The organism is Gordonia sp. IITR100, from assembly GCF_002009645.1.
Taxonomy (GTDB): Bacteria; Actinomycetota; Actinomycetes; order Mycobacteriales; family Mycobacteriaceae; genus Gordonia; species Gordonia hongkongensis.
In genome coordinates this window covers 22,096-43,698 of record NZ_MVKV01000006.1, presented here as the reverse complement: position 1 = coordinate 43,698, position 21,603 = coordinate 22,096, and the positions used below count along the sequence as shown (strand labels likewise).

The window sequence follows — 21,603 nt, the reverse complement described above, 5'->3', positions numbered from 1 at the left end:
TCTAGATCCCGGACTCGGCGGTGCGCACGAGGATCGCGCCGCACTCTTCGCACCGGATCACCTCGTCGGACTGTGCCGCGGCGATGGTGGCGATGGTCCCGCGGTCGAGTTCCATCCGGCATGCACCGCATCGGCGTGCCCGCAGCAGGCCGGCGCCGATGCGGCCGCCGGCGCGTTGCTTGTCGTACATCGCGAGCAGCGGCGCATCGATCTCGGCTTCGAGGGTCTCGCGGCGCTCCCGCGCGCGCGACAGGTCCTCGTCGATGGTCTCGAGCGACTTGTCGCGCCGGACCTGCGCTTCGGCGACCTTCTCTTCGAGGTGGCTGATGGTCGCCGCGGCCCGGGTGCGTTCGGACTCGACGGCCTCCTGCTGCTCCATCAGCGACAGCATCTCGTCCTCGAGCACCGCTCGCCGACGACCCAGGCCCGCGAGCTCGTGTTGCAACTCCGACAACGCTTTCGGCGCCAGGCCACCGGCGGTCAACAGGGCCGAGTCCTTGGCCTCACGGTTGGCCATACCGGTCACCTCGGAGTCGATCCGGCGGTACTCGCGTCCGAGGTCCTCGGCGGCGATCTCCGCGCGCACCAGATCGTCACGGGCGGCATCGATCGCGGAATTGTGTTCGGCGATCTCGGCGTCCTCCGGCAGGGTCTTGCGGCGATGAACGAGACGATTGATCTCGGCATCGGAGTCCGCGAGATCGAGCAGCAGTCGCTGCACGGCGGCGTCGACTTTCATTGCGGTCTCCTCTTCGGCGAAAGTCCCCCCACCGTACGCGGGGGGCGCGCGAGAGCCGGCGGCGGCTCGGTTTCTCCCGAGTCAGCCCGCACTGTGCAGCGCGAACGGATCGGTCGGCGCCTCGAAGACACTCACCGGCGTGCCCAATTCGGCCTCGAGCAACGCTTCGACCTGCGCACACCACGGGAACTCGGTCGCCCAGTGTCCGGCGTCGACCAGGGCCGGCCCACCGTCGCGCAGACTCTCGTCGACCGGATGATGACGGAGATCACCGGTCAGGTAGACGTCGACGCCGAGACCGTGGACACGTCCGAGCAAGGAGTCCCCGGCCCCGCCGCACACCGCGACGGTCCGCACCAGCGCGTCCGGGTCTCCCGCGGCGCGGACACCCGCCGGGGTTCGCAACACCCGGGCGGCCTCGGCGACGAAGTCGCGCAACGTCATCGGCTCGGTGAGCGACCCGACGCGACCCAGCCCGACGTCGCTGCCCAGGTCGGCCAGTTCGAACACGTCGAAGGCCGGCTCCTCGTACGGGTGCGCGTCGCGTAAGGCGCGCAAGACGCCGGCCCGCAGTCCGCGCGAGGCGACCATCTCGACCCGCGCCTCGTCGACGTGGGTGCGCATCCCGATCTCGCCGATCGTCGGTGAGGCGTCGTCGCCGGCCTCGAATTGCCCGGTTCCGACGACCGTCCACGAGCAGTCCCGGTAGTCGCCGATCGCCCCCGCACCCGCGGCGAACATCGCCTCGCTGACCTGCTCGACGTTGCCCTCCGGCACCATCACGACCCACTTGTCCATTGCCGCAACCGGTTTCGGGTCGATGGGGACGGTGCCGCGCAGCCCGAGCCGGTCGGCCAGCGCGTCGGAGACGCCGGGCCGCGCACTGTCGGCGTTGGTGTGTGCGCACAGTAGCGCGATCCCGTTGCGGATCAGCCGATGGACGATCCGGCCCTTGGGGGTGTCGGCGGCCACGGTGGTGACACCGCGCAGGAGGAGCGGGTGATGGGCGACGACGATCCCTGCGCCGGCCGCGACCGCGGCGTCGACCACCGCATCGGTGACGTCCACGCACACCAGCACGCCGCGCGCCGGGTCGGCCCGGTCGCCACACACCAGACCGACCGCATCCCACGATTCGGCGAGGGCGGGCGGATAAGCCCGCTCCACGACGTCGACCACGTCGCCCACCGTCACAGTCGCGTCAGACGCGTTCGCCGGTTCCACTGTCGATCTCCTCTCGTACCAACTCGATCGCCCGCGTGAGCGCGCGGACCTGCGGAAGTGCCCGGACGGCAAGACGAAGATGCGAGTCGCCGAGGCCGACGAAATTGGCGCAGCTGCGCACCGCGAATCCGTGGCGGATCAGCCGCTGCTTCACCTCGGTGGCGTGGTTCATCTCGACGAGCAGGAAGGGCGCCGCGGGCTCGGCCGCCACTCGGAGCCCGATCCGCGTCAGCTCGGCGACCATCTCGCTGCGCTCGTCGGCGACCCGCCGCGCGACCGCGGCGCAGTATCGCTGCCCCTGTTGCTCGACACAGGCGGTCAGCGCGGCCAGCGCGGGGGTCGACACGGCCCACGGTCGTCGGCCGGCACGGAGTCGATCGAGCAGGTCGACCGGCCCGAGCAGATAACCCGCGCGGAGTCCAGCGAGACCGAAAGTCTTTGTCACACTGCGGATCACGAGTAGGTCGGGCCAGTCGACCGAGGCGAGGGACTGGGGTTCGAGTGACCCGTCGGCGCCCAGGGTGAGGTCGGCGAAGGCCTCGTCGACGACGAGGATCCGTCCCGGCCTGCGCAATGCGGCGATGGCCTCGACCGGGTGCAGCACCGACGTCGGGTTCGTGGGATTGCCCATGATGACGAGATCGGCGTCGTCCGGCACGGTGGTCCCGCTGTCTCCCGGACCGGGCAGCTCCCAGGGTGCGGTCAGCGCGACCTGCGTGATCGGGATGCCCGCGGCGCGGAGCACGACCTCCGGCTCGGTGAACGACGGCTGGATCAGGGCCGCGTGACGAGCCCCCAGTCGCGGGAGCATCTCGAACCCGTCGGCGGCTCCGGAGAGCAGCAGCACTTCCTCGGGGCGACGGCCGTGTGCTGCGGCGATCGCGTCGACGGCGCGTCGCTCCTGCACTCCGGTCGGATATCGCGCGAGATCGTCGAGTCCCGACCGGATGGCGTCGAGGACGAACGCGGGCGGTGTACCGCGGACGTTCACGGCGAAGTCGACGAGCCCCGGCGCGGCGTCCTGGTCGCCGTGACGTTCCGGGTCGGTCAGATCGGCGCGCGGCGGCGGTGTCCCGGCCGGGCCGGTCTCGACGTCGAGCGCGTCGTACCCAACTGTCATGTGTTCAGACCTTACGTGCACGATGGAGAGGTGACGACGACGCCGGATCCCCGCCATCCCGAGACCGTCCTACTCGTCGACCTCGACGGCACGGTCACCGACAGTTTCGCAGGTATCGAGAACAGCTTTCGGCATGCTCTCGCCGTGGTCGGGGCGCCCGAGCCCGATCCGCGCATCGTGGCCGGCATCGCCGGGCCGCCGATGATCGACACGCTGGATGCCCTGGGACTCTCGCCCGAGACGGCCGACAAGGCGATGCGCGCGTACCGAGAGCGATACACCGAGGTGGGCTGGTTGGAGAACTCGGTGTTCGACGGGATGGCCGAGTTGCTCGCCGATCTGGCCGCCGGCGGCCGGACCCTGGCGATCGCGACGTCGAAGAACCAGACCACCGCGCGTCGGATCCTCGAGCACTTCGGTCTGGCCGGACACTTCCGCTACATCGCCGGGGCCAGCGACGACGGCACCCGCCGCGAGAAAGCCGACGTGATCGCCTCCGCCCTCGCCGAACTCGGACTGCCCACCGACCCGCAGACCGGGCACGTGACCACTCCGGTCGTGATGATCGGCGACCGCAGCCATGACGTGCTGGGCGCGGCCGAATTCGGCATCTCAGCGATTCTCGTGCGGTGGGGTTACGCTCTGGGCGGGGAGGACCAGGGTGCGACCTGGGTGGTCGAGTCCGTGGCCGAACTCCGCGACGTCCTGGGTGCGTGACCAGCACCCGACGATCAGCGCAGGCGCAATCGACTTGTTGGGGTAGCAGTGTCTGACGAACTTCACATCTGCTTCGTGTGTACGGGCAACATCTGCCGGTCACCGATGGCGCAGAACATCTTCCGAACGGCACTCGACGACGCCGGACTCGGCGGCAAGGTGCGCGTGTCCAGTTGCGGGACGAGCGGCTATCACATCGGTGAGCCGGCCGACAATCGCGCGCGAACCGAATTGGTCGCGCACGGCTACTCCGACGCACATGTCGCCGCGTTGATCGGACCCGAACATTTCGAGGCCGACCTTCTGCTCGCGATGGACGAGGGCCACGTGCGCGAACTCGAACGCAAACGTCTCGGCGACCGCACACGACTGCTGCGCTCGTTCGATCCGTCCGCGCCCGCCGACGACCTCGATCTCGCCGACCCGTACTACGGCACCCCCGACGACTTCGTGGTGACACGCGAACAGATCGAGGGTTCGATGCCGGGCCTGATCGACTGGGTGCGGGCCGAACTCGGGGTGTCCTGATCCGAAAGAACCACAAAACCGCCGGTCTGTCCTCTGCTCCCTGAGGAGCGCCCGCATTGACAAGACTCGTTGCCCTCGGAGCGAGCCCAACTACTGCTCCCTGAGGAGCGCCCGCATTGACAAGACTCGTTGCCCTCGGAGCGAGCCCAACTACTGCTCCCTGAGGAGGCCGGAGCTTGCGGAGGCCGTCACGAAGGGTCTTGAAGAGGTCGGTTGCGAAGACCCTTCGTGACGCGCCCTCCGCAAGCTCCAGGCGCTCCTCAGGGAGCAGGGGGCGGGTCGTTCTTTCGGATCAGGGACTCAGTCTCAGGCCGCCGGCGCGATGAGATTGTGCACGAAGCGGATCTTTGTCAGAACCGTCTCGGGCAGCACGAACGGGTAGAGGTCGGGATGGCCCATCGACCGGTTGATCTGGTTGAGCGCCCACGTCAGCGGTAGCCACTCGTCGATGACCCGGTCGAATCCCACGTCCCCGGGCGGCACCCCGTCGAAGGTCGTGCCCGCGGGCGCCATGGCGAACGCCGCTGCGGTGTCGAGCGTGTCGCGGATGTGCAGGTAGTGCGCGAACGTCTCCGCGAAATCCTCCGCCGGGTGCATCGTCGCGTATGAGGACACGAAGTCCTGCCGCCAGCCCTCGGGAGCGCCCTCGCTGTAGTGGCGGTCGAGAGCCGCCTGATAGTCGTCGTCGGGGTTTCCGAACAGCTCCTCGAAGCCCGCTCGTCGCTCGTCGGTGATGAGGACGAGTTGGTAGTAGTGGCCGATCTCATGCCGGAAGTGCCCGAGGACGGTCCGGTACGGTTCGGCGAGTTCGACGCGCATCTGTTCGCGGTGGACGTCGTCCCCCTCGGCGAGGTCGAGGGTGATGACGCCGTTCGCATGACCGGTGATGACCGACTGCTTCGCACTGGAGAGCAGGTCGAAGGCCAGCCCGGACTCCGGGTTCTCCTCCCGGGTCTCGATGGGGAGCCCGAGTTCGTCGAGTTCCAGGATGAGGCGACGCTTGGCGGTCTCGGTCTGGCCGAAGATGACCAGCGCCTCGGGATCGTCGTCGCCGGGACGGGTACGGGTGAGGCGGCACGACTCACACATGGTCGGCTTGCCGCTCCACTTCACCAGCCAATTGCATTGCGCGACCTTGGTATTGGCACAGCGTTCGAGCAGCACGCCGTCCACCTCCACGCGCGCCTGGTCGTCGAGGACGTGGATGGTCCTGGTCTTCAGCCAGAAGCCGAGCGGGCTCCGGCAGTTCAGACACAGACTGTTCTCGAAGGAGAGACGCTGACCGCACTTCAAGCAGAGGAAGTCTCGCATTTCGATCAGGCTACCCCCGCTCGGTAGCCTGGGCGGTGTGCACGTACTGCGAACGATCCTCCGGCCCGGGTGGATTGCCCTCGGTCTCGTGGTCGCGGCGTTCGCGGTGGCCTGCTTCACCCTGCTCGCGCCCTGGCAGCTGGGCAAGAACTCCGACACCGAACGCCGCAACGACCTGATCCGCACTGCCACGTCGATCGAGACGGCACCGTTGGCGGAGGTGGCGCCGTCGTCGACCTTCGTGCCGTCCTCGGAGTGGCGTTCGGTCGCGGTGACCGGGCGGTACCTGACGGACCGGCAGGCTCTCGTCCGGCTCCGCAACGTCGATCAGCGCCCCGCGGTGGAGGTGCTCACCCCGTTCGCGGTCAGCGGGTCCGACCGGGTCATCCTCGTCAACCGCGGTTTCGTCCGCCCGGTCGAGGGAGCGGTCCCCGACATCCCGGCCCCGCCCGTCGGCGAGCAAACCGTCGACGGCCGCATCCGGGCCGCCGAGAGCGTGAGCACCGACCGCGGCACACGCGTCGAGAACGGCGCACTGACCGTCGCGACCATCAACCCGGGGCTGGTGTCCGCGGCGACGTCCACCCCGATGGACGACTTCTACCTGCAGCTCTCCCCCGACCAGCCGGGCTCGCTCGGCGAGATCCCGCTGCCCCAGCTCGACACCGGCCCCTACCTGTCGTACGGCCTGCAGTGGCTCGCCTTCGGCGTGATGGCCCCCCTCGGCGTCGGCTACTTCCTCTACTCCGAGATCCGCGCCCGTCGCCGGGCTGCCGCTGCGGCCACCGAGACATCGGCGACCGCGGCCGCCGACACCGCCGTCGACCAGCCGTCCGACCCGGTCGCCGCTGCCACCACGACCGTCGAGTCCCGCTCCCAGCGCCGGCAGCACCGTCGAGAGGAATTGCGGGCCGCCGCCGGGACGACGGTGACCCAGCAGGTCGGCGACATCGGCCATGGCCCGCGCGCCGGTGACGAATCCGGCGACGTCCGCGACAAGCTCACCCGGCGATACGGCGGCTGAGCCGCCTCGCCGCGGCTCCGACGCCCGGTCGTACCACGGCGACGACCGCGCAGGTGAGCACCGTCGCGCGTTGCACGCGCCGCGACAAGGCGACCGCGGCCCGGAGATCGGCCGGCCCCGGCGCCGGTCCGGAACCGAGCGTCGGACGCATCTCGACGCCGTACGGGTAGACGGTCCGACCGCCCAGCTGCACCCCCAGCGCCCCGGCGAACCCGGCTTCGACGACCCCCGCGTTCGGACTCGGGTGGGCACTGCTGTCCCGGCGCCACGCCGCGATCGTCCGCCGCGGGGCGCCGCCGATCACCACCAGCAGCGAACCCGCCAGCCGCGCGGGCAGCAGGTTCACGAGATCGTCGAGGCGCGCGGCCGCCCAGCCGAAGTTCCGGTAGCGCTCACTCCGATAGCCGACCATCGCATCGAGCGTGTTGACCGCCCGATACCCCAGCACTCCGGGGACACCCGCCAGTGCACCCCACACCAGCGGACCGACGGTCGCATCGGAGGTGTTCTCGGCGATCGACTCGAGAGCTGCACGGCAGAGCCCCGCCTCGTCGAGTGACTCCGGGTCCCGGCCGCACAGGCTGGGAATGAGCGCTCGCGCACCCTCGAGGTCCTCGGCCTCCAACGCTTGCGCGACCGCATCGCCGACCCGACACAGCGACGTGCCGCCCAGCGCCACCCACGTCGACGCCGCGGTCACCGCGACGCCGACGACGCCTGCAGATCGCCGACCGGGCAACGCCGCGAGCGCCACCGTCGAACCGACCATCACCCCGACCAGCCCGACGCCCGCCGCCCGCGAGTCCCGGTACATACGCCGCTCGACCGCACCCGTCAGCCGTCCGAATCCGGCCACCGGGTGACCGCGCGACGGATCACCGAACAGCTCGTCGAGCACGAACCCGGCCACCAACCCCGCCGCGGTGACGTCACCACGACGGCGATCGGGGTGCGGACTACGGAAACGCGACGGTCTGGGCACCGCGCGATGGTATCCACAGATGGTCGTGCCACACTTGGCCCCCGTGGCCCGGACAACCGCACACCCGACACCCGGTCGGTACGACATCGACACCGGCGTCGCCGAGTTGAGCCCCGACACCATCGCGGGCGGGTGGCTGCTGACCATCAACGGGGCGCACAGCTCGCACATCCACCCCGACGACCCGACCGCGCTCGACTTCGAGTACCTGCGGCAGATGGCGGCCGTCATCGACGAACGGCACCCCACGACCGATCGGCTACGGGTCCTGCATCTCGGTGGGGCCGCCTGCGCGCTGGCGCGCCACCTCGACCACCGCTACCCGGACGCCCGCCAGGTGGCCGTCGAGATCGACGCCGAACTCGCACGCCTCGTACGGGAGTGGTTCGACCTCCCGCGGGCGCCGAAACTCCGGATCCGGGTCGGCGATGCGCGGCAGGTCGTCGAGTCGCTGCAACCGGGCACCCGCGAGGTCGTCGTGCGGGACGCGTTCGCCGGCGATCGCACCCCACGGCACCTCACGACGCGCGAATTCACCGAACGCGTCCGCGACGTCCTCGTCCCCGGCGGCCTGTATCTCGCCAACTGCGGCGACAGCCGGGACCTCGCCGGCGCCCGCGCCGAAGCCGCGACCGTCGGATCGGTGTTCGGCCATCTCGCGCTCATCGCCGACGCCGCGATGTTCAAAGGTCGACGCACCGGCAACATCGTGATCGCGGGCAGCGACACCCCGCTCGATCCGTCGGCCACGCTCGTCCGCACCCTGCTCAGTGATCCGCTACCGGCGCAGATCCTCTCCGGTGCCCGGGCCCGCGAGTTCGCCCGCGGCGAGGCCCTGACCGACAAGCCCTGAGCACCGGGTGGTCGCGCAGCCACCCGCCGGACGCGGAGTCGTGACCCGGCTGCCGGCACACGCTGCACACCTGTCGTCGCCAATGGATAGGGTTGGGTTCGATCCCGACGCCGAGGAACCGAGGATGACGTGAGCGATCCATCGTCGCGTGCGGGTACGACGCTGGGTCCGTACCGCATCGACAGACTCCTGGGTCGTGGCGGGATGGGTGAGGTCTACGAGGCCTACGACACCGTCCGGGAACGCCGCGTCGCCCTGAAACTCCTGCCCCCACACCTGGTGCACGACAAGGACTTCCGCGAGCGTTTCGAGCGGGAGTCGAAGACCGCGGCGAAGCTCTCCGACCCGCACGTCATCCCGATCCACGACTGGGGCGAGAAGGACGGCGTCCTCTTCATCGACATGCGGCTCGTCGACGGGCAGGACCTGCGCAAGGTGCTCGCCGCCGGTCCGCTGCCCGCCGCCCGGGCGGTTGCGATCCTCGGCCAGGTGGCGTCGGCTCTCGACGCCGCGCACCGCAACGGCCTCGTCCACCGAGACATCAAGCCGGACAACATCCTCGTCGACGCCGACGACTTCGCCTACCTCGTCGACTTCGGCATCGCGCAGGGCGCGAGCGACAGCCGCCTCACCCAGATCGGGACCGCGCTCGGGACACTCGCCTACATGGCGCCGGAGCGGTTCGGTGACGACCCCGCCGGGCCCAGTTCGGACAACTACGCGTTGGCCTGCGTGTTGTACGAATGTGTCACCGGTCAGACCCCGTATCCGGTGAAAACCGATCAGGGTCTGATGGCCGCGCACATCACCAAGGAACCGCCGACGATGGGCGGTCCGCTCGACCCGGTCATCGCGCGCGGACTCGCCAAGGATCCGGCGCAGCGCTATCCGACGGCGCGCGAACTGATCCGGGCCGCGGCGTCGGCGCTGACCGAACCGCCCGCGTCGTCGGCACCGCCGACGGTGACACCGCGCATCGTGACACCACCCCCGATGGCCCCGCCCACCTACGCGCCCGGAGGGCCCGGCTCGGACGCGTTTCGCAAGCCAGGGAGTCCGGTCCCCTCGGATCGGACGGTCATCTCGCCCGGCACACCCGTACCCGGACAGCCCGGCGGCGCCCCCGGGTTCGGGCCACCGCCGGGACAGTCCGGCCCGCAACGACATTCGGGTCCCCAGTCCTATTCGGGACCCCAGTCGCATTCGGGCGCGCCGTCCTACCCGGGTCCCCAGCGCTCGGGCCCCCAGTCCTATTCGGCTCCCCAGCACTCCGGCCCGCAACAGTTCTCCGGCCCGCAACAGTTCGCGGGCCCGGGCCAGTGGGGCACCCCGACCGCCCCGCCTCGGAAATCGAACACCGGACGGAATGTGGCCATCGCGGTGGGTGCCGGGCTGGTCGTGATCGCGCTGGCGGTCACCGGCATCATCGTGGTCCTGGCCGGTTCGGGCGGCGACGACCCGGCCCCGCCGAGCACGTCGACCAGTGCGATCCCGGCGGGCACCGTCGCATGCGACTACCCCACACGGACCGCGGTCGGCGGCATCACCCAGCCCGCTCCCGCCGCGAGCCAGCCGAACACCGGAACGGTCGACGCACAGATCCCGATCGCCGGCCAGGGCACGATCGACCTGACGCTCGACCGCGCCGAGGCGCCCTGCAACGTGGGGGCGATGGTGTCGTTGATCGAGTCCGGTTTCTACGACAACAGCAAGTGTCACCGCGCCTCGCGGCAGTACTTGATCTGCGGCTCGTCCGGTGGCCGGGAAGGCACCAACCCGGGCTGGACCAGCCCCGACGAGCTGCCCGAGAACCTGCCGTCGGCCGGCACCGACGACGACGGCGTACCGCAGGTCACCTATCCACGCGGCACCGTCGGCATCCTCGATCTGCCCGATGACGAGGGTGCCACCGGATCCACGACGTTCTTCCTGCTCGCCGACGACACCGACCTCCCGCTGACCTACTCGACCGTCGGCACCATCGACCCGTCCGGACTCGCCGTCCTCGACAAGGTCCTGGCAGGCGGTTTCACCCCGAATGCCCCGGGTGCGGCGTCGGGCCCGCCGAAGCAGAACCTGCTGATCCAAAAAGCGACCGTCGGCGGGTGACCCGCGGAGTCCATGTGGATCCAGTTGCGGTTTGTCCCGGCAACCGGGACAAACCGCAACCGGAATTCTGGGCCATCACCGATCGGCGCGCGCACAGGCACGGATCGCGGTGCTCTCCGTGAGCTCGACGCCGCGTTGGGTGGGGTTGCCGCCGCTTGGTGGTTGGGCCTTCACCCGAAAGAACCCCGAAAACACCTGGTGTTCACCGGCTCTCACGGAGCGCATTCGCGCTCGTCGGCGACTGCGGTGGTCCGGCACCGCCGCCTGACCGACGCCGACGTCACCACGCACGCCGACCTCAGGGTCACCGCAGCGGCGCTCACCGTCCTCGACGCCTCCGCCGAACTCGGAATCGCTGTCCTCGATTCGGCGCTTCTCTCCGGCTAGGTGAAACTCGCCGACCTACAGGCCGCGCACTTGCGCTACCCCGGGCGGCATGGTTCTCCGGCCATCACTCAGTACTTGCGACTTCTCGGCGACGGCGCGCGATCGGAGGCGGAGCGAATCGTGGCCACGTTGTTTCGCGAGTCGGGCATAGTGAGCTGGACACCGAACGTGAGCGCCGAGGGATATGTCATCGACGTGGCCTTCACCCGGGAGAAGCTGGCTGTCGAAATCGACGGATTCGACTATCACCGCGATGTCACGACGTTTTAGCGAGACCGGACAAAGCGCAATGCGCTCATCGCCGCGGGCTGGACCGTCCTGAACTTCACCTGGGCCGACATCGTCGAACGCGGCGATCAGGTGGTGACCACGGTGAGAAATGCGTTGAGCCGTTCGGCCGCATGATCCGGTTGCGACTTGTCCCGCAAAGCGATACAAACCGCAAGCGGATCAAGACGAGCCGCAAAGGGCCACCCGACTAGATCACGTAGTTCATCCGGCTCAGGATCGCTTGTCCGAGAGCCTGATCGCCGTGCAACTCGACCGCGGACGGATCGGCATCCCGTCGGCCGCCGGCGTACCGCGCAAGATTCATCGCATCCAGCCGGATACGCACGTCGGCAGCGTCGTCGCCGCCGTCGAACTCGTCGACGACGCCCGCCCGGTCCCCGACGGCGATTCGCACGGTCCGCGGAGACACCCCGGTGATGTCGAAGAGGACGGTGCTGCCCTTCGGTGCATCGGCTCGCTTCCCGACGACGAAGGGCAACGACGCGCCGATCTCGTCGAGTGCGAACGACGCCGGGCCCGGCTCGGCCACGGCGGAACGATCGGTGCCGTCGCGCAGGTCGATCTCGTGCACCCAACAGTCGAAGATCCGAATCCGCATGAATCTCCCGTACGTGTCCGGCCCGGCAGGCGTCATCGCCTCGGCGTCGAAGTCGTTCTGCGACATGGCTTTCAGCGCCTCGGTCCGGACGCCGATGATCTCGTCGAGGGCGGCGACCACCTCGGCACGCGGCTTCGGGCGGTAGTGGTCGACCCACTTCTCGTTCAGTTCGCCTATCGGGTTACGAACGTGGTCGAGGGCGCTGACCGTACGGGTGGCCTCGACGTCGCGGCCGTCGAGCATGCTTTCGGTCCCGACGATGTGGGCGACGATGTCGGCATTGGTCCAGCCGGGCAGAACCGACGGCGCCGACCACGCATCGTCGTCGAGCGCGCGGGCCAGTTCGCCGATCACGCCCCACTGCGCGATCAGAGCCTCGGTCACCTCGTCGATCGGCAGGATCGTCGTCGCCATCGTTTCTCCTCGGGTCTGGATCGGCGATCAGGGTCGCCGGCGGGTCACTCGGTTCAACCGTATCGGGGACCGATCTGCGGATCCCGGGACCCGCCGAACGGAGGACACTGCGCGGTGTCGGCCCCGGCGAACGACCCGGGCACCCTACGCTTGTCCGCGTGTCTGCATCCGTGCGCGCCGGCGACCGACTCGGTCCGTACCTCATCGACGGGTTGATCGGCCGGGGCGGAATGGGCGAGGTGTACCGCGCGACCGACACCCGCAAGGACCGGGTCGTCGCCCTGAAACTGCTCAGCCCTCAGGTCGCCGACGACCCGGCTTTCCGTGACCGGTTCCACCGCGAGTCGCGCGTTGCCGCCCGCCTCAACGATCCACACGTCATCCCGATCCACGACTGGGGAGAGATCGACGGGCGCCTGTTCATCGACATGCGCCTGGTCGACGGCCGCGACCTACGCACCCTGCTCCTGCAGGACGGACCCCTGCCGGCTGAACGCGCGCTGCGGATCGTCGGTCAGATCGGTGACGCCCTCGATGCTGCGCATCGATCCGGCCTCGTCCACCGCGACGTCAAACCCGACAACATTCTCGTCGACGATCGCGACTTCGCGTACCTCGTGGATTTCGGTCTCGCACAGGCGGACACCGACACACGGTTCACGAGCACCGGCACCGCGGTCGGTTCCTTCGGCTACATGGCGCCGGAGCGGTTCGGCGACGATGCCGTCGGGCCGCCCGCCGACATCTACGCGCTGGCGTGCGTGCTGTTCGAATGTCTGGCCGGAGTGCACCCGTTCGCGTCGGCGACCACCATCGAGCGGTTGATCGCCGCCCATCTCACCGCCCCGCCGCCGCGCCTCGGTGCCGCCGTCGACCACGTCATCGCCCGCGGGATGGCGAAAGATCCGTCGCAGCGCCAGCTCTCGGCGGCAGCGCTGGTCGCCGACGCCGGCGCCGCCCTGCGGTCGGAGCCTCTCGGTGGCGCGCCGACGATCGTCCCGGCCGGAACCCCCACCGTCGTGCCCGCCACCCCGTCGGCATCGACACCCGCCGCTCCAGCCGGGCCGTGGGACGCCACCCGGGCCGCGGTCTGGACCACACCGCCCCGCCGCCGGTCACCTCTCGTTCCCATCGTCGTGGCGACGTCCGTCGTGCTGCTGTTCTGCGCCGGCGTCGTCGCCTGGGCGATCATCACGACCGAGCGGGACAACCCGGCGACCACAGCCGCCGATGCATCCGCAGTGTCCACGACCACCGAGGCGGCGCCCCAGCCGACGACGTCGGCCGGACCGACACCCCTTCCCGGACCGACTTCGCAACCGGGCCCCGCGTCGCAGCCGGGTCCGGCACCCCGGCCGTCGGCGAGTCCTCAACCCGCAATCGTCCCCGGCGATCTCGGTCTCACCGTGCCGATGACCCGGCCGGCGTGCGACGGCACGGGGATCGTCGTGGTCGCCAACGCGACCGCACCCGGGACCTACCCCGGCGAGGTGCAGTCCTATTTGAACCAGTACCCGGGTGCGAGCTACTTGCGCACAGATCAGTCGTGTCCGTCGCTGAAGCAGGTGAGCGATGACGGCACTCCGATCTATGCGGTCTACTACGTCGCGGGCCGCACTCTCGAGGACATCTGCACGATGCGCAACCAGATCGGCGGCCTTGCATACGGCCGCTGGCTCGACTACACCACCGACCCGGAATCGCAGATCACCTGCTGACCGCGCCCCTACAGGGACGACGCGACGAACAAGGACCGGACCTGTCCGCATCGTCGGGCAGGATGGGCACATGTTGGAAACCTCCGCGCGGTTACTGGCGCTGCTGTCGCTGTTGCAGACGCGGCGTGAGTGGTCCGGCCCCGAACTCGCCGAGCGCCTCGACATCACCACCCGCACCGTCCGGCGCGACATCGACAAATTGCGCGAACTGGGCTACCCGGTGGACGCCAACGTCGGCTCGCGCGGTGGCTACCGGCTGGGCGCCGGCGCGGAGATGCCGCCGCTGCTGCTCGACGACCAGGAGGTCCTCGCGGTCGCCCTGGGTCTCGACGCGGTGACGACCGGTGCGGTCGCCGACATGGCGGAGGCCTCGGCGGGCGCGCTCGCGAAGCTGCGTCAGGTCATGCCGTCGAGGCTGCGCCACCGGCTCGACGCCCTGCGGATCGAGGCCGTGCCCCGTACCGCGCCGGCGAGCGCGGTGTCCGCCGACCGGCTCACCGAGATCGCGACCGCATGCCATCGGAACGAGCGGCTGCGGTTCGACTATCGGCGCAACGACGGGGAGGAGAGCCGACGCGAGATCGAACCCTATCGACTCGTCCGCAACGGGAACCGTTGGTATCTGGTCGGTTTCGACATCCAACGCGGCGCCTGGCGGTCGTTCCGGGTCGACCGGATGGAACCCAAGGTGCCGACCGGACCGCGTTTCACCCCGCGCGAACCACCCGAGGGCGGCGCGGCGGCGTTCGTACTGCGCGGTCTCGGGTCCGTCTACCGACGCGTCACGGCGCGGGTGCGTATCCATGCCTCGCTCGACGCGGTGTCGGCGATGGTCCACGAATCGTGGGGTGCACTCGAGTCCGGCGACGAGCACAGTTGCGAGATCACGCTGTACAGCACGTCGCTCGCGGAGATCGCTCGCTGGCTGTACGCCTTCGGCGCGGATTTCACCGTGATCGAACCGGTTGAACTCCGGGCCGAGTTGGTGGCCGCCGCGGAGTACCACGACCGGGTCGCCGAACGGTACCGACGGGCAGTCGTCGCGCAACCGTGACCGTCACCGACGCCGTTACCCGACCGTGACATCGGCACCGTGTCTGTCACATGGACGCTCCCGAGCCGACCGACTCCGCCGATTTTCTCTACCGTCGGTGTCATGCGACTTCTCATCACTGGCGCCACGGGGTACGTCGGTTCCCGCTTGGTGTGCGCACTGCTCAAGCAGGGACACGACGTGGTCGTCACGTCGCGGGACACCCGGAAGCTGGCCAAGTTCGGTTGGTCGGACCACGTCAGCATGGTGACCATGGACGCCGACGACCCGGCTTCGGTCCAGAAGGCGATGTCGGACGCCGGCCAGATCGACGCGATCTACTACCTCGTCCACGCCATCGGCCAGGCCGACTTCGCGAACGGCGACCGCGACGCCGCACGCAACGTCGCCGAAGCCGCACGCGACGCCGGAGTGGGACGGATCATCTATCTCGGCGGTTTCGTGCCGTCGGACGACAAACTGTCCACCCATCTGCAGAGCCGCGCCGACGTCGCCGACGGACTGGTGGTCGACGGCGGGCCCGAACTGGTGTGGCTGCGCGCCGCAGTGGTCATCGGCGCGGGTTCGACGTCGTTCGAGATCATTCGCTACATGGCCGACCGACTGCCGGTGATCCCCGAACCCGACTGGATTACCAACGAGATGGATCCCATCTCCATCCGCGACGCGGTCCACTATCTGGCCGCGGCGTGCGACTCCTCCGTCTTGCCCGCCGGGAACTACGACATCTCCGGACCCGACAGCGCACGCTACATCTCGATCCTGCACGAGTACGTGTCGGCGATCCGGATGCCGAGGCTGCGGCTACCGGTCTTCGGGATCTCGACCCGGCTCGCGGGCCGGGTGGGCGGCATGCTGGTGCCGGTCCCGGCGTCGCTCACCGAGGAGCTCGTCACCTCGCTCGACCATCCGATGACGGCGTCCGAGCACCGCATCCGCGATCTCGTCCCGCCGCCGGCGGGCGGTCTGACACCGATGCGCGAGGCCGTTCACGCATCCGTGCGGTCGCCGTATCCCCGCTCGGTGTGCGACCTCGACGACCTCCACCACCTCGCCGACACCGACCCGGCCTGGGCCGGCGGCGACTGGTTGCGGGTGAAGCGCAGCGTCGTCGAGACGATCGGCACATCCCTCGGGGTGGCCACCAAGGTCGTCGGAGTCCTCCGACCGAGTCGCGCCGATGTAGCGTCGTGACCGGTAACCCTTGATCGACCGACTCCATGACCGATCGAACTAGGTGGTGATGTGCTGGTGACCTCACTGGCGCGCGACCTGTACGACTCCGTCGCCGCGGACCGCGACCCCGATCCCGGCGCGCACTACATCCGACGACGCTGGCTGGTCGGCGTCTTCCTCGTCATCGGTGCGGTGGTTCTCGGCATCTCCCTGCGCGTGGAGCCGGGTGACGCCGCGTTCTACCCGCTGACCATCGGTCTGGCGGCGGTGTGGATCGTCGGTGCGTTCGTCTCCGGACCGCTGCGGCTCGGTGCCTTCAGCCCCACCCCCTCGCGCCCGCCCGACCGGATCGGGGCGATCGGACTCGGCGTCGTCGTCGGCCTGGCCGTGGGCGGCGCGTTCGTGGTCGGTGGCCTGGTGGCACGGATGATCCCCGGCGTCAGCGACCTCGCCAACCAGGTGCTGGCCTTCGCCGACTTCGGCAGCCTAGCCGTGGTCACCGCGATCACGATGCTCAACGGCCTCGCCGAGGAGCTGTTCTTCCGCGGCTCGGTCTACTCGGCGGCCCGCCCGCACAATCCGATCCTCGTGTCGACGGTCATTTACGTGCTGGTCACCATGGCCAGCGGCAACGTTATGCTCGGCTTCGCCGGCGCGGTCCTCGGCACCGTCTGCGCCATCCTCCGACGCAGTACCGCCGGCGTCCTGGCCCCTGCGATCACCCACGTGATCTGGGGCGCGGTGATGGTCCTGGCCCTCCCGCCCGTCTTCGCCTGACCCTCTGCTCCCCGATCCGCGAGAAGCGACCCCCATTGCTCCCTGACAACCCCCTGCTCCCTGAGGAGCGCCCGGAGCTTGCGGAGGGCGCGTTCCCCTGCTCCCTGAGGAGCGCCCGGAGCTTGCGGAGGGCGCGTTCCCCTGCTCCCTGAGGAGCGCCCGGAGCTTGCGAAGGGCGCGTCACGAAGGGTCTTCGCAACCCGACCCACCAAGACCCTTCGTGACGCTCGCAAGCTCGCTCCTCAGGGAGCAGGGTGACGCTCGCAAGCTCGCTTCTCAGGGAGCAGGGCGACGCTCGCAAGCTCGCTTCTCAGGGAGCAGGGCGACGCTCACAAGCTCGCTCCTCAGGGAGCGTGGTAATCCCGGCCAGACCCGGTTTGAGCGACCGGCATCGGAGCGACTAAATTCGTGTGCGCAGCGCCACGTTCGTCAGCGCGGCACGCGCGTATAGCTCAGCGGTAGAGCTCTGGTCTTACACACCAGCGGTCAGGGGTTCGAATCCCTTTGCGCGCACTCCCCGATCTCGTAGCCCCAACCCGCGCCGAGCTCCGCTCCAAGCCCTGAAATCGCTACCGGCTCAGCCACTCTCGGGTGTACACGTCCTGCCAGCGCACCGAGATGTTGCGTCGGGCCGCGGCGCTGCTCTTGGCCCCGAGGGTGTCGAGCAGCACCTCGTCGACGATGTCGCGCACCTCGTCGGAGAGCGCGGGCAGGTCGTCGGCGTAGCGGGCGATCAGGCCGACGCGCACGCCGTCGACGGTGTCACCAGGGCCGTCGACCGACACGAAGACCGTCAGGCGGCCGAGTTCGCGTCGGGTACGCACGGCGATGAGTTGTTTGACGACGCGGTCGCTCGTGTTGACGCGCAGTTCGTCGGTCGCCACGGTCCGAGCCGGCCGCCGAATCCGTTGCAGGCTGCCCGAGATCGAGGTGATCAGCCGATCGACGTCACCGATGGGTTCGTCGGCGGCGATCTGCTGTGTCGCCTCGACGAGCCAGGCGTCGGCGACGTCGGTGGCCTCGAAGTCGCGTCCGTGCTTGTCAGGCACCGACCTCGCCTCCCTCCGCGTCGTCGACGGTCTCCGTCGGTGTGATTCTCGGTTTACCAGGGTTCCACGGCGCCAAACGGGTCAACAGGAACTTCCGGCTCCGTTGGAGATGACCGCGCACCGATCCCGTGGTGATGCGCAACACCTGTCCGATTTCCTCGAGCGTAAGCCCCTCGACTTCCTTCAGCCACCACGCGGCGCGCGAATTGGCGGGGAGATTGTCCAGTTCGGCGCGCAGGGCATCCATGAGCAGACTCCGTTCGGCCATGTCGGAGGGCAGCGGTCCGGCGGCCTCGAGTTCGGCGAACCGCTCGTCGTCGAACGGGACGTCGCGTCGGCGGCGGTGGTAGTCCACCGCCTTGCGGTGCGCGATGGCGAACATCCAGGTGCGGAAGCTGCTCCGGAAAGCGAAGTCGGGCAGCCCCTTCCACGCGTCGAGCAAGGTCTCCTGCGTGAGGTCCTCGGCGGTCTGCTGACCGTCGACCATCCGCAGCATGTATCGCAGCAGACCCGGGGTCACGCGCCGGACGAGCACGTCGAACGCCTCGGTGTCGCCGACGGCGGCCGCGCCTGCGAGTTCGTCATCACCGAGCTCAGATAGGTCCAGCGCAGACAGGTCGAGCGGCTGCCTGTGAGCTGAATCACCGATATTCATGCGTGCAACTCCCCCCGTCCGTCCCGACTGACCTTACAGACGGATCGTGAACAGCCTTTGCGATCGCGCATCATCCGAACGCGGTCCGTCTACGAAGAAGACACGACGACCGAAGGAGTTCGACATGTCCGCAAGCGCCACCGCCACCAAGGACGCCACCAAGGACGACGCCACCACCGTCGACGCCACGCGCACCGACGGCGCCGCGGGCCGTGCCCTCGCCCGCCGTGATCCGTCGGGCGACCGGGGACGCACCTCCATCGCCGACATCGTGGTCGCCAAGGTCGCCGGCATCGCCGCACGCGAGATCGACGGTGTCCACGACCTGGGCGGCACCACCGAGCGCGTGGTCGGCCGGGTCCGCGACGTCCTGCCCGGCACGACGGTGAGCACCACCCAGGGCATCGAGGTCGAGGTCGGCGAGCGTCAGGCCGCCGTGGACGTCTCGATCGTGGCCGAGTACGGCGTCGCGATTCATCAACTCGCAGCGGCCATTCGACGGAATGTGGTCTCGGCGATCGAGCAGATGACGGGTCTCGAGGTCACTGAGGTCAACATCACCGTGCACGACATCGCGTTCGGCGACGACGAGCAGGAGTCGAACACCACCCCGCGGGTCCAGTGATGACGTCGGACCTCCCGGCGGCGCGGACCGATGACGGGGGCCCACTGGCGGAACGCCTCGCCACCGCCGTCCTCGCCGTACCGGGCGTCCGTGACCTGCACAGCGGCCTGTTCGGGGAGATCGCCACGTACCTCCCCGGGCGTCGGGTCCCGGGCGTGTCCCTCGCCGACGACCACGGCGAGGTCCACATCGTCGTCGACGCAGCGTACGACCTCCACGGCACTGCCGCGCGGGTACGCGATGTCACCGAGGAGCTCGCCGCGAGACCCGTCACGGTGACCGTGGCAGACATCAGCGTCAGCTCGAAGCCCACTCCGAAAGATGGTGAAGCGCAATGAACAACGCGATCGTGGGCCTGTTCGCCGGCCTGCTCCTCGCTCTGGCCGCCGTCGCCGGCGGGCTGGCCGGTTTCCTGCTGGCCATCGTGCTCGGCGCCGCGGGACTCGTGTTGGGACTCAACCGGGACGGCACCATCGATCTGGGCGCACTCCTGCGGAGCCGGGGTCGTGGCTGAGCACGAATCCGGCGGGCCCGCCCGGGATGCTCACCCGACCGCGGGTGACTCGCCGCCCGGCACGCTCACCGTCGCCGATCGCGTGATCGAGAAGATCGCGGCCCGAGCGGCTCTCGACATCCCGGGGGTCGTCCGCCATCGCGGTGGCGTCGGGTCGGTACTGGGAGTCGGTGAGCGGAACTTTCCCGACGCGGCCGTTCATGCGGGCGGCGCCAGGATCACCCTGTCCCTCGCCCTCGAATGGCCGTGCGCGGTCGCCGAGGTGTCCCGCAGCGCACGCGATCACGTCGCCGCCGAGGTCGAGCGACTCGCCGGGATCGTTCCGATTCGCGTCGATGTGACGGTGTCCAAATTCGAGCCACGACAGGCGATCCGGCGCCTGCAGAAGGGATACGTGGACCTGCCGCCGGTCTCCGACGAGCCCGAATACGACGACGCTGACGACCACGTTCGTGACAACGACCCGCTCCCCGACGACCCGGACCCGGACCCGGACAACACCGACGCATTCACTCCGACCATCAGCATCGACACGGGGGTACGACGATGACGCAGACCGCACCCGAATCGGGTACCGCTCCTGTCGCGACCCTACGGAACACCGACGCCCAGAACGTCTTCCCACCTGCAGCTCTCCCGGGCGCTGCGATCGCCGGCGCAGCGTTGGGGCTCGCTCTCCTCGCGTTCGGCGCGGCAGCCGTACGCGACATCGCCGTCGACGCGAGCTGGCTCAATGGTCGTCCGTGGTCGGTCACCGCCGGCGAGTGGGTCGCAGAACTGCAGTGGCAGAACTGGATGTGGCCCGCCGCGATCGGGTTGATCTTCGTAGGCCTCGTCCTACTGTGGATCGCGATCAAGCCTCGTCGCCGGACCCACCTCGAACTCGCCGCCGGCGAGGGGATGTGGACCCGCCCCGGAGACGTCGCCCGACGCTGCAGCGCTGCCGTGTCCGACCTGCCCGGCGTATTCGACGCCGACACCGTGGTGACGCGACGGAAGGTCACCTGCACCGTCGGGGTGCGGAGACAGGTCGCCGACCGCGCCCTCATCGACAGCACGGTCGCCGCCGTGGCGGCCGATCTCGCCTCGTCACCGCGGGTTGTGGTGCGAATGCGCGATCGAGGACCGAGGAGCGTCCGATGAATCGTCTTCCCGCAACCGCACATCGGCTGTCGGTCGGACTCGTGGCACTGCTGCTCATCGCGGTCGGCGCCGCCGCCGTCGCCTGGCGAATCGACGCCCAACCGGTGGCCGGGTGGGTCGACCGCCTCGACGAGCGCGCCGCTCTCGACGCCGCGCAGGCGTCCTGGTGGGTCTGGGTATTGGCCGGCGTCACCGTGGTCGCGATCGGCTGGGGCCTGTTGTTGGTGGCCACCAACGTACGGCCCCGCGCAGTGGACGACGCCCTGCTCGACGGTTCCGATCAGACCGGTGCGCTCACCGTCGCACCGAAACTGATCGCGAACGCGGCCGCGACGGAACTGGCCGGGAACCCGCTGTTCCAGAAGGTGACCGCGAGAGCGATCGACGACCGGTCGCGCAGCATCATCCGACTCGAGGTGTCGGCGACGCCGAATCGGAGCTTCGACGAGGTCACCGCGCCCGTCGCGGAGACCGTCGCCGCCATCCGTACCGCGCTCGGAGAGTCCGGAGTCCACGTCCAGGCTCTCATCCACCTCGACAGGTGACCCGAAGAAGCGACCCCGACGGACGGCCTCATCCGAGGCTGTCGTCGAAC

Annotated in this window: 23 protein-coding genes, 1 tRNA gene and 1 pseudogene; 17 read left to right on the top strand and 8 right to left on the bottom strand. The window is 69.4% G+C overall.

Annotated features, from left to right (window positions below):
• Position 1 precedes the first annotated feature (1 nt).
• The 3 genes from B1818_RS11210 to cobC form a co-directional block, all read right to left on the bottom strand.
• On the bottom strand, positions 2–739 hold the full coding sequence (locus B1818_RS11210) for a zinc ribbon domain-containing protein (RefSeq protein ID WP_058253125.1): 738 nt from the start codon (positions 737–739) through the stop codon (positions 2–4).
• A gap of 81 nt (positions 740–820) precedes the next feature.
• Positions 821–1,933: a Nif3-like dinuclear metal center hexameric protein gene (locus B1818_RS11205; RefSeq protein WP_139363018.1), complete on the bottom strand. Its 1,113-nt coding sequence runs from the start codon at positions 1,931–1,933 to the stop codon at positions 821–823.
• Positions 1,934–1,940: 7 nt separating this feature from the next.
• Positions 1,941–3,083 (bottom strand): Rv2231c family pyridoxal phosphate-dependent protein CobC, encoded by a 1,143-nt coding sequence (gene cobC / locus B1818_RS11200; protein ID WP_078112782.1) that lies wholly within the window; start codon positions 3,081–3,083, stop codon positions 1,941–1,943.
• Positions 3,084–3,113: 30 nt separating this feature from the next.
• Between cobC and B1818_RS11195 the strand changes: the two genes are divergently transcribed.
• Both B1818_RS11195 and B1818_RS11190 read left to right on the top strand, forming a co-directional pair.
• On the top strand, positions 3,114–3,800 hold the full coding sequence (locus tag B1818_RS11195) for an HAD hydrolase-like protein (protein WP_078112869.1): 687 nt from the start codon (positions 3,114–3,116) through the stop codon (positions 3,798–3,800).
• Positions 3,801–3,848: 48 nt separating this feature from the next.
• Positions 3,849–4,328, top strand: a complete 480-nt coding sequence (locus B1818_RS11190) for a low molecular weight protein-tyrosine-phosphatase (RefSeq protein ID WP_058253128.1) — start codon at positions 3,849–3,851, stop codon at positions 4,326–4,328.
• Positions 4,329–4,634: 306 nt separating this feature from the next.
• On the opposite strand, the gene B1818_RS11185 is transcribed toward B1818_RS11190, so the two are convergent.
• The gene (locus B1818_RS11185; RefSeq protein WP_058253129.1) at positions 4,635–5,639 is read right to left on the bottom strand and encodes a putative zinc-binding metallopeptidase; all 1,005 of its coding nucleotides are present in this window, start codon (positions 5,637–5,639) and stop codon (positions 4,635–4,637) included.
• 37 nt (positions 5,640–5,676) lie between these two features.
• On the opposite strand from B1818_RS11185, the gene B1818_RS11180 reads away from it, so the two are divergent.
• Complete coding sequence (locus tag B1818_RS11180; protein ID WP_176455916.1) at positions 5,677–6,663, top strand: SURF1 family protein; 987 nt, start codon at positions 5,677–5,679, stop codon at positions 6,661–6,663.
• Here B1818_RS11180 and B1818_RS11175 read toward each other — a convergent pair.
• Positions 6,641–7,645, bottom strand: coding sequence for a cobalamin biosynthesis protein (locus B1818_RS11175; protein WP_058253130.1), 1,005 nt, complete (start codon positions 7,643–7,645; stop codon positions 6,641–6,643). The two genes, B1818_RS11180 and B1818_RS11175, sit on opposite strands and share 23 nt — an antisense overlap.
• 43 nt (positions 7,646–7,688) lie before the next feature.
• Between B1818_RS11175 and B1818_RS11170 the strand changes: the two genes are divergently transcribed.
• The 3 genes and pseudogenes from B1818_RS11170 to B1818_RS11160 all read left to right on the top strand — a co-directional run.
• Positions 7,689–8,498, top strand: coding sequence for a spermidine synthase (locus tag B1818_RS11170; protein ID WP_078112781.1), 810 nt, complete (start codon positions 7,689–7,691; stop codon positions 8,496–8,498).
• A 129-nt stretch (positions 8,499–8,627) separates the two neighbouring features.
• Positions 8,628–10,607: a protein kinase gene (locus B1818_RS11165; protein WP_078112780.1), complete on the top strand. Its 1,980-nt coding sequence runs from the start codon at positions 8,628–8,630 to the stop codon at positions 10,605–10,607.
• Between the two features lie 64 nt (positions 10,608–10,671).
• Positions 10,672–11,399: pseudogene (locus tag B1818_RS11160) on the top strand (endonuclease domain-containing protein); the annotation flags it as partial.
• Positions 11,400–11,472: 73 nt separating this feature from the next.
• Here B1818_RS11160 and B1818_RS11155 read toward each other — a convergent pair.
• The gene (locus B1818_RS11155) at positions 11,473–12,297 is read right to left on the bottom strand and encodes a maleylpyruvate isomerase family mycothiol-dependent enzyme (protein ID WP_078112779.1); all 825 of its coding nucleotides are present in this window, start codon (positions 12,295–12,297) and stop codon (positions 11,473–11,475) included.
• Positions 12,298–12,455: 158 nt separating this feature from the next.
• Between B1818_RS11155 and B1818_RS11150 the strand changes: the two genes are divergently transcribed.
• From B1818_RS11150 to B1818_RS11130, 5 genes are all read left to right on the top strand, one after another.
• Positions 12,456–14,015 (top strand): serine/threonine-protein kinase, encoded by a 1,560-nt coding sequence (locus B1818_RS11150; protein ID WP_078112778.1) that lies wholly within the window; start codon positions 12,456–12,458, stop codon positions 14,013–14,015.
• A 70-nt stretch (positions 14,016–14,085) separates the two neighbouring features.
• Positions 14,086–15,069, top strand: a complete 984-nt coding sequence (locus B1818_RS11145; protein ID WP_065630075.1) for a YafY family protein — start codon at positions 14,086–14,088, stop codon at positions 15,067–15,069.
• Positions 15,070–15,171: 102 nt separating this feature from the next.
• Entirely contained in the window at positions 15,172–16,263 is a 1,092-nt protein-coding gene (locus tag B1818_RS11140) for an NAD(P)H-binding protein (protein WP_078112777.1), read from the top strand.
• Positions 16,264–16,314: 51 nt separating this feature from the next.
• Positions 16,315–17,022 (top strand): type II CAAX endopeptidase family protein, encoded by a 708-nt coding sequence (locus B1818_RS11135; RefSeq protein ID WP_078112776.1) that lies wholly within the window; start codon positions 16,315–16,317, stop codon positions 17,020–17,022.
• A 441-nt stretch (positions 17,023–17,463) separates the two neighbouring features.
• Positions 17,464–17,535, top strand: a tRNA-Val gene (locus B1818_RS11130).
• Between the two features lie 56 nt (positions 17,536–17,591).
• Here B1818_RS11130 and B1818_RS11125 read toward each other — a convergent pair.
• Complete coding sequence (locus tag B1818_RS11125) at positions 17,592–18,071, bottom strand: hypothetical protein (protein WP_078112775.1); 480 nt, start codon at positions 18,069–18,071, stop codon at positions 17,592–17,594.
• Positions 18,064–18,726 carry an RNA polymerase sigma factor gene (locus tag B1818_RS11120; protein WP_078112774.1) on the bottom strand — a complete coding sequence of 221 codons (663 nt, stop codon included), beginning with the start codon at positions 18,724–18,726 and terminating at the stop codon, positions 18,064–18,066. Before B1818_RS11120 ends, B1818_RS11125 begins: the two co-directional genes overlap by 8 nt.
• Positions 18,727–18,850: 124 nt before the next feature.
• Between B1818_RS11120 and B1818_RS11115 the strand changes: the two genes are divergently transcribed.
• From B1818_RS11115 to B1818_RS11090, 6 genes are read left to right on the top strand one after another with little or no spacing between them, the layout of a single operon-like run.
• Positions 18,851–19,351, top strand: a complete 501-nt coding sequence (locus tag B1818_RS11115; protein WP_078112773.1) for an Asp23/Gls24 family envelope stress response protein — start codon at positions 18,851–18,853, stop codon at positions 19,349–19,351.
• Positions 19,351–19,689: a hypothetical protein gene (locus tag B1818_RS11110; protein WP_058252040.1), complete on the top strand. Its 339-nt coding sequence runs from the start codon at positions 19,351–19,353 to the stop codon at positions 19,687–19,689. Before B1818_RS11115 ends, B1818_RS11110 begins: the two co-directional genes overlap by 1 nt.
• Positions 19,686–19,865, top strand: a complete 180-nt coding sequence (locus B1818_RS11105) for a DUF2273 domain-containing protein (protein ID WP_065630080.1) — start codon at positions 19,686–19,688, stop codon at positions 19,863–19,865. Before B1818_RS11110 ends, B1818_RS11105 begins: the two co-directional genes overlap by 4 nt.
• Positions 19,858–20,415 (top strand): Asp23/Gls24 family envelope stress response protein, encoded by a 558-nt coding sequence (locus B1818_RS11100; RefSeq protein WP_078112772.1) that lies wholly within the window; start codon positions 19,858–19,860, stop codon positions 20,413–20,415. The genes B1818_RS11105 and B1818_RS11100 overlap by 8 nt, the downstream gene beginning before the upstream one ends.
• On the top strand, positions 20,412–21,008 hold the full coding sequence (locus tag B1818_RS11095) for a DUF6286 domain-containing protein (RefSeq protein WP_078112771.1): 597 nt from the start codon (positions 20,412–20,414) through the stop codon (positions 21,006–21,008). Before B1818_RS11100 ends, B1818_RS11095 begins: the two co-directional genes overlap by 4 nt.
• Entirely contained in the window at positions 21,005–21,553 is a 549-nt protein-coding gene (locus tag B1818_RS11090) for a hypothetical protein (RefSeq protein ID WP_078112770.1), read from the top strand. Before B1818_RS11095 ends, B1818_RS11090 begins: the two co-directional genes overlap by 4 nt.
• Positions 21,554–21,603 lie beyond the last annotated feature (50 nt).